Below are 11,851 nucleotides of genomic sequence, written 5' to 3' on the forward strand. Positions count from 1 at the left end.
CGAGCGCGATCACCCGATCGGCCTTGAAGATGCGGTGCTTTTTGAGGCCGCTGACCACACCCGGCATGGGACGCATCATGCCGGCATAGCCCTTGAGCCAGCACTGGCGCAGGCGAGTGACGAACGTAAAGGCTTCACATCGGGAATTTGAGACACATGCCAACCGGCACGCTTGGGCCGTACGAGCAGCGGACGGCCGCGGGCTCAGATCATATCCGGGAAGATCGATGTCTCCGATCAGATCATCCCGGGCATCAATCACACCGACCGAGTGAACGGGCGGCTTGCCGTCGGCCCGGCGGAGCAGCATGCCCGTGACGGCAACAGAATTGCCATCCGCAATCCCATTTCCGTCCTTGAGGTAGCAGTTCGCCCGGCCGGGAAGCGGGTTGGCGTTGTAGGTGAAAGCCTTGCAGACCGAGGCTTGCGACAGGCACTCGGAAGCGCATTTGGCAATCGAGGGCGCATACCCGCTCCAGACATCACCGCCGAACAGATCAAGCCCGAGATAGACGGCGAAGCGGTTCGGGCTCTGGATGTATCGATCGAGTGATGAGAGTTCTCCGCCTCGCGATGGAGGAGGGGTAGCGGGTTTCTCGACGTCCTTCTCGACCTGCCGCAAGGGCGAGGGCACGGACGGCTTTGTCTCACCGGGCTCGGCCGGATCGCCGCCAGGATCTCGTGGCGACGCAATGGCAGGTGAAGACGATGGCGGGTCTCCGACGCGGCGATTCAGTCCCAGGCGGGCGATCTCCTCCGGAGGGAAAATGTACATCTCGTCTGAGGGGGTCTTGAACATCCGCGTGAGGATCTCGACCGGAGTGTTGAAGCGGGCGAGCACGTCGATGATGTCCGAGATGGCAAGTTGGGCGCTCTTGATGTTGCCAATCGGACCAGCTCCGGCCGAGATCTGGTGGACACCGAGCTTGCCTTCGACCTGACGGTCGGAGCCCGCAAGAAAGATGTAGGCACACGCGGAATAGCATTCCGCTTCGGCAGGGACGAGGGTCGCGATCTTGCGGACGAACACGTCGTCCGCGATCAAGAGCGCCTGCTGGATGTTGCCGCCGCTGCTGTCGAGGATCAGGAGATTCGGGTTCGGCGCTGCATGCAGGGCACGCCGGAAATCGAGGGCGGCTCCGTCGGAAATGGCTCCCGAGAGGTGGATGGTATCGGGACGCTCGAGGTCGACCGAGAACGGACCGAAAGTGCGCGTCTCTGCCCGGGTGACGTTGGGAAAACACAAAATAGAAAGCGTTGCCGAAATCGCGGCGAAGAGCCCCAAACGCATGCGTTCGACTTTCACGTGGAACAAAACTCGTTGGGCGTCTTCTAACGGTTATGCAAGTCTTAAAACAAGAACGATGTACGATGCCCTGCTTGGGTGTGACAATTTCGACTTCCACGTGCGGCCAGTGCATTGTTGGCGTGACGATCGACGCTCAACCACCGAAGAGCTGAGAGTCCATCGTGGTGCATCCGTGATCAAATGACATGCCGAAAGTAGACATGGATGCATCTCATCCATGGCGCTCTAGACGCGCGTGCATCCGCCATGATCTCGGCGTTGCTCATATTTCCCGCATTTCCAACAGCAGCGTGTGACGGGACAAAGCCAAGCCGACGCGGCGGAATAATTGGTCCCGAAACTCGCTGCCCCGAATGGATAATAATGGATATAGAAACGGGGATGACCCTCGAGATCTAAATTTCTCGAAAATAGCGCGCTACAGGCCAGCGTTCGAAGCCGGAGCGTTCATAGGTCGCTCGTGATGCAGAATGTCCCGGGTCATCCCCGGTCTCGACCATGGCGATCGCCATCCCGGCCGCCCGCATTCTTTCCAGAGCAAAATCGATAAGAGCTTTCCCGATGCCTCGGCGCTGATGCTGCGGATCGACGGCGAGAATATAGATCTCGCCCATCCGGTCTTCCCGATGGAACCGGATGCCGACCCACCCCAGCACCACACCTCCCTTGATCGCGGCCCAGACGCAATCTCCCTCCGATTCGAGGAAAGCCTCGATGTCCGAAGTCTGTCTCTCCCGCCAGCCTCGAGGATAGAACGCTTCATAGACATATTTCTGCACGGCAGGCTTGAGCTGATCGAAGACCGGAGCCCACGCGCGCAACGAGAGCTCCAGCACCTGCGACTTATGTGACAGGTCAAAGGGCTCGATCTCAAAGTCCATTAGATCTTCTGGCTTCCCCGGAAATCCTATCGTGCGAGAATCCGTCCACGCAGACGCATTGATGGAGATCGGCAGATTGCTGACTCTCACCCTCTTGCCAGGGTGAGAGCTGCCTCGAACCGCGACCGTGTGCTTTGATTGAGGCGAGACAATCCGAACCTCTCGCTGATCAAGCGAATGACAGTCTCCTCATCATACCCGTCCTTTGCGAAGCGCTCCGCGAGGCTGGCCAACTCGTGAAGCGGAATGTCTGCATGGCCGCGAACATCCGGCCCTGACTGTCGGAAGGGAAACGGTCGCCCCGTATCGGAACCTTCGGGCCAGAACACTGTACGGCCATTCTCCTCAGTGCGGACGATAGCGGGTGAAACAACACCCAGCACAATCTCGCGAATCCTTCCTGCCGCGCGCTTGAACCCGTGTGCCCGGGCAATTCGCTGGACCAACACATCGTCGAAGATCGGGCCTTCGACGCGGATCACGTGGTGCACCATCGCACGAAGCTTCGGCCGGTGGGACGGATCGTAGAACAAGTCCGGATCCGGGACATGACCGGAATCCGCCGGGTTCGCAGGGGCGTAGTTGGTCAGCGGATAAACCGCATCCGCGGCGACGCTCGGATCCGCTTCTCGGCGAGCATACATCCGTGGCTCTTCCGGCACGGTGTTGTCCTGGTCCGGAGCGGGAGCCACTCCATCGGTTTCCGGGAGTTCGGGTCCGTCGGATTGCTCCTCGCCGGGCGCCACCGCCGAAACACCGATGCCAGGCGTCGAGGCAACGATAATTTCCGCCGCAACCTCCTCCACTGCGGGTGCGGAGCGATCCTCCTCCAGGTCCGCCTCAAGCCGGGTGTGCAGGGCCTCGAGCGACCGATCGGCATCCATCCACCACTCGGTGCTCCAGACCCGCCGGATGCGCCATCCGAGCTTGGTGAGGATGTGCTCTCGGAGCCTGTCGCGATCACGTGCAGTGGCCGAGCGATGATAGGTCGCTCCGTCGCACTCGACCCCCGCGAGATAACGGCCCGGTGCATCCGGGTGCACCACGGCGAGATCGACGCGGAACTTGGACACGCCGATCTGCGTGTGGACTTCCCAGCCCCGGCCCTCGAGAGCCTTCTTCACGGCATCCTCGAAAGGAGACTCGGTTCCGCGTCCCGTCGGTGCGAAGGCTTCCGCCAGGGCACGCGGGCCGCGCTCCGCGAATTCAAGGAAGTGCTTGAAGTCCCGGATGGCCCGCGCGTTCGTCCGGCTCAAGTCGACCTGGTCCGGCCTGAGCGTGGCGAACACCACCATCTCCCGCCGGGCGCGGGTGATCGCGACGTTGAGGCGCCGATAGCCTCCCTCCTTGTTGAGCGAGCTGATCGTCGCCACGCCCCGGCCGGGTTGGTCCGGCGCCACCGCGACCGAGAACAGGATGATGTCCCGCTCATCGCCCTGCACATTCTCGAGGTTCTTGACGAAGACCGGTTCGTGCCAGCGGTCGTGGTCGAAGAAGGGCTCCAGCTCGGGATAGGCCCGACGCTCCTGGTCGAGGAGGTTCTCCACGAGGCGCTGTTGCTCGGCGTTGAAGGTGACGATGCCCAGCGACAATCCCCGCTCGGCGAAGGAGGAATCCCGCAGGCGCGCCACGACGTCGGCGACCACAGCCTTCGCCTCCTGTTGGTTCACCCGAGCCTTGCCGCGTTCGTAAACGCCCCCAGGCACGTGAACGTAGCGGACGGCCTGGTCCGCCGTCAGCGGGGATGGGAAGGTCACGAGCTCCCCGCGGTAATAGTGCTTGTTCGAAAACGCGATCAGGCTTTCGTGCTCGCTGCGGTAATGCCAGTCGAGACGGATCTGGGGGATGTTCGCCGCCAGGCATTCGTCCAGGATGCTCTCCTGATCCTCGACATCCGTGCCGTCCTCGATCTCGTCGACGCCGCGTTCGCCGACGCTGGTGGGCGGCAATTGCTCCGGGTCACCGACGATGATCACCTGCTTGCCGCGCGCGATGGCTCCGATGGCATCCCAGACGGGGATCTGCGAGGCCTCATCGAAGATGACGAGGTCGAAGAGCGCGCTGTCGGGTGGAAGATACTGCGCAATCGAGAGCGGACTCATCATGACGCAGGGCGTCAGCTTCGTGAGGACGCTCGGGATCTCGGAGAACAGGCGCCGAACGGGCATGTGCCTGGCGCGCTTCGAGATCTCGCGGGCCAGGGTTCCCCACTCGGGATCTGCCCCGAAGGCGTTCGGCGGAGGAATATCGCCCGAAAGGCGGGCCTTCACGATCCGCCGCGACAGCTCGACGACCCGCTCATCGGCAGCCCGGAACCGTGCGATGATGTCCTCGTGGCGGGCGGGAACGAACGAGCGCAGGACAGAGTCCGCATCCACGATGCGGTCGGCCCACCACCTGCTGTAGGCCGCCTCGAAGGCGACCGACACTTCCTCAGGACTGACGCTGCCCCGACCGATGGCTGCAACCAAGGGCGCAAGGCCGAGAGTGCCAGCCTGGCTGCCGACCTTGTTCCAGTAGCACCAGTCCTGGGCACGACCCAGGTTCGCTTTCCAACGCGAGACGGTCACGATCGTCTCGTCGATCCAGTCCGGCCCGTCCGTCCAGGGGGTGGATCCATCGCCCAGTCCCGCGAGTTGGGCCACGGTCGACCATGCGGACGCGACCGCATCCCAAGCAGTCAGAAACTGGCTCGCGGACTCAGCCCCCGGACTGCCTTGTTCCCATAGGGCATGATCGGCGAGCAGCGCACGCACGCGCTCGAGCATGGCGGACCGATCGATGCTCAGAGCATCAGCGGCCAATGCGGACACCTTCCTGGCGTGCGCGGCCCATTCGAGCCACGACTTCGCTACCGCCGTGTCGGTGTCGATCCCTTCCCACAGAATGCCGAGTTCGGCGAAGGTGTCGCGGAACTGCTCCGCCGACTCGCGCAGGTCCCTCAGTTCCAGCAGTTTGACGAGTTCCGCACCGAGATCCGCAGGAACCTCGGTGGTGGCGAAAGGCTGCAGGGCTTGTCGCACCTTGTTCTGGCGGCTGCCGCGGAACAGGAAGTTCGACTCGGACGCGGTGCGCCAGTCCCCAAGGATGGAGCGGAGATCCTCCTTGTACACGGAGGCGCTGTAGGTGCCGGAAAGCCCGGCCTGGAGTTCGGCCGCCCTCGACCGCAGGGTCTCCAACGCCTCAATGGCGGGGTTGATGCTACCCGGGTCGATCGGGATGCAGCGGACGGCCTGTCTTGCCTCCGGACGGGTCAGCAGACCAACCAGCAAGGCGATAGCCCGCATGGCCCTGTAGGTCCCTGTCGTCGGCAAGCCGATGGCATCCCCGATCCTGCGGGTCGCTTCGTCCAGGGGAGCTACGGCCCTCGCGAGGCCGTCAATCGCACCGATCAGGTCCGTGCGCCAGCCCGGGCTCCACTCCAGTGTCCGGATACCGCGCAGGGGATGGCTGGAAGGATCGTCAGTGGCCCGAAGCGCAGTGGACAGATCGCGGCAGGTCTTGCGCAGGCTGGCGAGGAACGCCTCGTCGTGAGCCGCATCCGGCCAACTGAACACCACGTCCTCGAAGCGGCCGCGGTGGGCCACGACGGTCCCGAACGCCTGGTATGCCGTCAGACCGTTGGCGCGGCGGGTATGGAGCGCTGTCACGAGGGCGTTCAGCTCGCTTCTCAGCTCGGCGAGTTCCGCGGTTGCCTCCGTCCACTCGCGGGCGTCCGGAGTCGCGCGTTCATGCCACGAGGTTTTGAGCTGACCGAGGATCGCGGACTTCTGTGCCTTTGAGGAGTGGACCTCGAGGCAATAGTCCCCCAAGCCGACGTCGATCAGGCGGCGGCGTACGACCTCGAGCGCAGCGGTCTTTTGCGACACGAACAGGACCTTCTGCCCCATCGCGAGGCACTGGGAGATCATGTTCGTGATCGTCTGGCTTTTGCCCGTCCCCGGCGGGCCATGCAGGACGAAATCCTTGCCCCCGGCCGCTGCGAGCACGGCCGCGAGTTGGGACGAGTCCGCCGACAGCGGCGCGAACACCTCCGAGGGATGCCGCTCGTCGTCCAGCCTGTGCGGGGACGGGAAAGGCCTGTCGTCGTTGTAGGAGTGCTTCGGAGTGTCGACGAGATGGCGCACGACCGGGTTCTGCTTGAGCAGGTGCATCCGCTCGACGAGATCGCGCCACATCAGGAACTTGGTGAACGAGAACGTCGACAGGACGACCTCGGTGGTCACCTCCCATCCCCGCACGTCGCGCACATGGGCGCGCACGATGCTCCAGATGCGGGCGACATCGATGCCCGAACCGTCGGTCGGGAGGTCGCCTTCGAGTTCGGTCATGCGCAGGTTGAAATCCTGGCGCAGCATCTCGAGCAAGGTCGGGTTGAACCTGATCTCGTCCTCGTGGAGGGCGAGCCTGAACCCGGCCCTCACGCTCGATCGCTCGAGTGAGACGGGCACCAGGAGAAGGGGCGCTTTGTACTCCTGCCCCTTGCCCTTCTCATCCTGTCGCCAGCGCAGGAAACCGAGTGCCAGGAAGAGGATGTTCGAGCCGCCCTCCTCGAACGCGGTGCGGGTCACGCGATAGAGATCGGTCAGCCGCGCGTTCAGATCCTTCTCGTCGAGCGTCGAATGAAGCTCGTTGCGGGCAATCGCCTCCATGGCCACCTGACGGCGGACATCGGCGTTCGAGCGCTCCTCGTGCAGCCTGGCGTCGCGGACATCGCCCTCACCGAAGACGTCCGACTTCGGCAGGATCTTGAACGTGCGACCGGAGGAGAGGGCGTCCTCCAGCGTGTGGGGTTCGGGGCATTCGACCCTGACCGACTTCGATCCGTCCTTGAAGTTGAGGAGCTTATTGCGGAGTGTCAGGTCGAGGAGCTTACGCTTCCAACGTTCCAGCCGATCGAGGTTCGGATCCTCGCGCTCCCGGACGACAACGTCCTCGGAGAAGCTCGGAGCCTCGTCGATGCCCAGGTCGAGCTCGGGACCATCCTGCTTCGGAACGGCTGCCGCAGCCGTTCCGTCGCCAAGATCCAGCGGCCGGATCTGTGCGGTCCTCGCGCGGGCGATGTCGACGGCGATCTCGAGCGGGGCTTCGGCGCCGTCCTCGATTTGCGCCGCTCCCTTGCGCACGGCGTCGCCGAAGCGGCCCGGGGGCGTGTTCGTCAGGGAAGTCGTCTCGATGAAGATGGCTTCCTCGGCATCCCGGCGCTTGCGGAGCGCCTGGACATCGTCGACCACCGCCATCGGCAGTTCCTCCTGCCGGAGGAACACCCCGACCAAGGCGTGTCCCTCGGTGAGGACGACCATCGGGTTGAGACCCGCCTGCTCCAGGGCGGCTGCGTAGAGGAGGGTGAGGTCGAGGCAGGTGCCGACCCGCTTATCGAGGATCTCGGTAGGTGAGCGGACCTTCTGCCCCTCTCGTTCGAAGCTCTTCGGCGGAAGGACGTAGGTCAGCCGCTTCCCGGCCAGTACGGACCAGATCGACGAAGCCAATTCCCAGGCCCGATCGCGTCGTCCGGACGTGTAGCCGTCGATCGCGTTCGACTTGCCGGCTGCCGCGAGCTTCAGTCCGGCCTCCCTGAGGATGACATCGACCGCCGGGTCGTTCGGGCGGACGAAGGCCGCGAGGAGCTCGGGAGCGGTACCCGAGCCACCCCAGTGCGACGGTGGCAGCAGATCGATGGTTTTTATCTGCTGCACCAACTCCGATTCGGAAGCTTTCAGTTGGAACCGCAGCTCGCCGCGAATACCTTCCGTCAGCTTGCGCAGAAAGGCGACATTCAACGGCAGGTTCGGGGTGCGGACATGCTGGGTCGATTTCGCAGGAATACGATCAATGCGAATGTCGAGCGGGCTGGCGAACTCCGGCTCGGACGTTACGTTAAGTGCCAGGTCGACCAGATCTTTGTCTGTCCCGTTCTCCACCGCGATTTCGCGAATTGTGGGAACCGAATTCTGGTGGAACGCTGCACTGATATGACCGGAAACGACAATTGAAAGAGAAACAGCCCCGTCGACCATCTTGATTCGTTGCTTGCTGATTTTGGCTGCCGAGTATAACCACTGCGAGTCTGCCGCGAAAGAAGGTTTGTTTAGTAATTTCGACGTCATCTGCGACAGGTCCGCCTGCATGCACACCGCGAGCACCACCGGTCAGTTATCGTCGGGAACTGTGAAGAGTCGCACACGAATCCCGAGCGGAGCATGGCAGGGGCTTAGCGTAGCAGGAAGAAGGTGTTCTCAAACCGTCCCAGCAATCGGGCCTCAAAAAGGAGTTGCAGGCAACGCCCACACCAGATCCGGATGTCCGACCTCTGTGATATGCATGAGCCGACCAACCGACTGGAATTCAATGGCTGGCAAGCACCCTCAATAGGAAACGAACGTCAAAATTACTGAGAGTATTCCGGTAGTTGCATCCATCACACAGGGAGGCAGGTCTTGAACGACATCCTCACATTTCTGATGTTCTCGGGCGAACAGCACGGTCAGGCCAAAGCGGCAATCGATTTCTACGTCTCGCTGTTTCCTGAATCCCACGTCGAACGCATCGATTTCTACGGTCCCAACGAGAGCCAGCCGGAAGGTACGGTCAAAGTCGCGGCGTTCACCCTCAAGGGACGTCGGTTCATGGCGATCGACAGCGCGTTTCCGCATTCATTCAATTTTACACCTTCGATATCGCTGTTCGTGGAATGTGACACCGAGGAGGAAATCACGCTCCTTTATGATGCCCTGTTGGAAGGCGGCAGTGCATTGATGCCGCTCGGCGACTACGGATTCAGCCGCCGGTTTGGCTGGCTCAATGACCGATTCGGCGTCTCCTGGCAGATCAATCTGGCATAGGAACAGCAAGAGATCGAAGTAGGAGTACCACTTGCCGCCACGTGACGCATCGGAGCGCGACAAACGTGCTGGTAAGCGGGGGCAACAGAACCGGCTTTTGCTGCTTCCACCCCGACTCGCTCGCATTACCGCAATCGCAGTGGCGCTGCTGATAGGCTATGGCGATGGCCGAGCCGCAGAACAGACCCCGCAGGCGTGCTCCCACGATACCATCGACGACGAACAGATGATCCCGGCCGGGGACGCCAGCCTCTACCTGCTGGTTCGCGGTCAACGATGCAGTGCTCCCTTGATGCTCTGGCTTCATGGCGGCCCGGGCGGCGCGGAGACACCGTTGTTTCGCCTCTATAACGAGGCCCTCGAGGACGCGTTTCTCGTGGCTTACTGGGATCAACGCGGCGCAGGCCGGTCGTATGACTCCAAGGCCGACACGGCGAAGCTAACCGTCGAACGCCATATCGCTGATCTCAAGAGCGTTATCGACCATCTGCACTCCCGATACGGCAAGCGCAAGGTCGCACTCGTCGGTCACTCCTGGGGTTCGGCCTTGGGGCTGCTCTATGCGCAGAGGCATCCCGACGATGTCTCGATTGTCATCGGAGTGAACCAGTTCGTCTCAGGTCTTGGTGCGCAGCAGGGCCAGTATGACTTCGTCCGCTCCAGAGCCGAGGCGATGCACGACGAAAAAGCTCTCGAAAGCCTGAATCGGATCGGGAAGCCGCCCCTGACGGCCCAAGAGGAGTTGCGCCTTCAATCCCTCGTCGATCGCTATGGCGGGCTTTTTCATCGGCGGCCAAGTTTCGCATGGGCGATGATCGCCGGTGTCCTGCACGGCTATGCGGCACCTTGGGACATTCCGACCTATATTCGCGCCAACGAAGTGTCGCTCGCGGCCATGCAAGACGAAATCAATACGCTCGATCTCGCCGAGAGCGTGCGGTCGGTCGAGACGCCGGTTGTCTTCATGCTCGGCCGACATGACAGGCAACTCGACGCAAGGCAGGCGGCCAGGTATTTCGATGCTCTGTCAGCGCCGGCAAAACAACTGATCTGGTTCGAGGATTCAGCCCATAACATTCCCTTCGAAGAGCCGGAGCGCTTCGTCGAAACACTCAAAGCGATCCAGCAGAAGCTGGCCAGGTAATTTCGCACCGATCGCTCTGCGTGATTGCAGCGGAAACGCCATAGGCGGGCCCAAGGCGGCAACATCAGCCGACATCGACATACAACTTGAGACCTTCCACCCCGCTGCCACTACTAAATCCACTTTGATGGTTCCGGTGCTACCCCCCATATATACCGGATTAGATCAGCTGGGCATGGGTCATAAGGCGCGACGAGTCACTGCTCGTTCTTCAAGAGCCGTCAGCTCCTAGTGCACCACGGTCCGCTCGAGATCGTCCTTGCCGTTCGGCTGGGCAAAAGCCGGATCCGGCGATGCGTCGTCTCGCGGGCTGGGTTGCGCTGCCGGCGGGCTGCGATACAGCCACGGCATGTATCCCGGCCGGTTCCGCATATCCATCAGAGGCCGCAGTTCCACGGCCGTCAGGTCGAGCACCTTGGCATCACGCCACCGCCGCTTAAGGACCGGCTCCTTCGCGAAATGGCTCCAGAAGGATCTGAACTCCTCTTCGACCTGCAAAACCATCCGTCCAAAAAGCGTCTTTCGAAAACCGTAACGCTCCGTCAGAGCCATCGAGTTCTTCCCCACCCCAACACCAGTCGCAAACATCCGAAGCCACCCAAGGGACGCCTTGGGCCGGCCTACAGTAAATCCGGAAAAAGCCTTCGGGCGAGCGCCAGAGATCGCGTCTCGTACGGCCGCCCCGGTACGCCTCTAACAGCTAGGCTTCGGTTTTGTTCCGCGCAAGCCAATCGCCATAAAAGAATAGGCCGCGAACCCAAAGGCCGCGGCCAACGATCGACAGCATTGGCAGGCAATGCTGGACTAAGAGTCGGTTCGAGTTGTTCATGAGCTTTGACAAAGCCTTGCGATCCTGCGGGTCATGAGGCGGATCATGGCGAGTTGCCCGAAAGCCAGTTGCGTGCGGGTGAGGTTCTCCACGTCCTTGGCGAGCCGACGGCAGCGGCCCAACCAGCCAAAGGTTCGCTCAACAATCCACCGCTTCGCGACAACGACGAAGCCTTTGGCGCATCTGAGCGGTTGACGATGTCCAGAACCATCTGGCCGATCCGTTTGGCGGCAGCGGCCGTCTCGGTGCCGCGGTAGGCGCCATCGGCAAACAGGCACTCGAGGAACCCGAACATGGGTCGCACACTCTTGAGAAGCGGCAGGAAGCCGTCCCGATCCTGCACATCGGCCGGCGTCACATCCAGCCCGAGCATCAGACCCAACGTGTCGACGATGACGTGGCGCTTCTTGCCTTTGACCTTCGCGGCCACGTCAGAGCCGATCGGGTCGATGTGCCTCCCCCTTTTTCGGTGCTCTTGCCGCTCTGGCTGTCCACGATCGCAGCGCTGGGACGGCGCGGCGTCCCTCCAGCTCGCGAACCTGCTGATAGAGCGCCAGATGCACCCGCTCGAGCACACGATCGCAGTGCCAGCGTACGACCCAGTCATGCACGGTCGAGCGCGGCGGAAAGTCCTTCGGCAACTGCCGCCACGTGCAGCCCGTGGTCAGCACATAGAGGATCGCGTCGAGCACGGTGCGCAGCCGCGCCGCCCAGATGGGACGCGCATAATTACCGGTGGTTATGATCGGCTTGACCAAGGCCCATTCGGCGTCGGTCTGGTCGCTCTCATAGCGAAGTCCTTGCGCTTGTAAGCCTTTCGGTTCGCGGCCGTCCACATCGAAGCCA

The 11,851-nt window shown here is 62.3% G+C and carries 6 protein-coding genes and 1 pseudogene; 2 read left to right on the plus strand and 5 right to left on the minus strand.

The genetic code is table 11. The annotated features are described in order from the left end of the window. The 3 genes from BN1233_RS26335 to BN1233_RS26345 form a co-directional block, all read right to left on the minus strand. On the minus strand, positions 1 to 1,306 hold a 1,306-nt coding region (locus tag BN1233_RS26335), incomplete at its 3' end, for a PAN domain-containing protein (protein WP_187144375.1). Positions 1,307 to 1,704: 398 nt separating this feature from the next. Next, a complete protein-coding gene (locus BN1233_RS26340) occupies positions 1,705 to 2,190 on the minus strand; it encodes a GNAT family N-acetyltransferase (protein WP_046866636.1) in 486 nt (161 codons plus the stop codon). Between the two features lie 86 nt (positions 2,191 to 2,276). Then, positions 2,277 to 8,111 carry a DUF3320 domain-containing protein gene (locus tag BN1233_RS26345; protein ID WP_244471056.1) on the minus strand — a complete coding sequence of 1,945 codons (5,835 nt, stop codon included), beginning with the start codon at positions 8,109 to 8,111 and terminating at the stop codon, positions 2,277 to 2,279. Between the two features lie 516 nt (positions 8,112 to 8,627). Here BN1233_RS26345 and BN1233_RS26350 point away from each other — a divergent pair. After that, positions 8,628 to 9,032 carry a VOC family protein gene (locus tag BN1233_RS26350; RefSeq protein WP_074078361.1) on the plus strand — a complete coding sequence of 135 codons (405 nt, stop codon included), beginning with the start codon at positions 8,628 to 8,630 and terminating at the stop codon, positions 9,030 to 9,032. A 31-nt stretch (positions 9,033 to 9,063) separates the two neighbouring features. Further along, a complete protein-coding gene (locus tag BN1233_RS26355; RefSeq protein WP_147707559.1) occupies positions 9,064 to 10,176 on the plus strand; it encodes an alpha/beta fold hydrolase in 1,113 nt (370 codons plus the stop codon). 228 nt (positions 10,177 to 10,404) lie between these two features. Here BN1233_RS26355 and BN1233_RS26360 read toward each other — a convergent pair whose 3' ends face one another. Continuing rightward, positions 10,405 to 10,728, minus strand: a complete 324-nt coding sequence (locus tag BN1233_RS26360; protein ID WP_052763944.1) for a hypothetical protein — start codon at positions 10,726 to 10,728, stop codon at positions 10,405 to 10,407. A 273-nt stretch (positions 10,729 to 11,001) separates the two neighbouring features. After that, positions 11,002 to 11,843, minus strand: a pseudogene (locus BN1233_RS46115) (IS5 family transposase). Between the last annotated feature and the right edge of the window lie 8 nt (positions 11,844 to 11,851).

Source organism: Microvirga massiliensis, assembly GCF_001006805.1.
Taxonomy (GTDB): domain Bacteria; phylum Pseudomonadota; class Alphaproteobacteria; order Rhizobiales; family Beijerinckiaceae; genus Microvirga; species Microvirga massiliensis.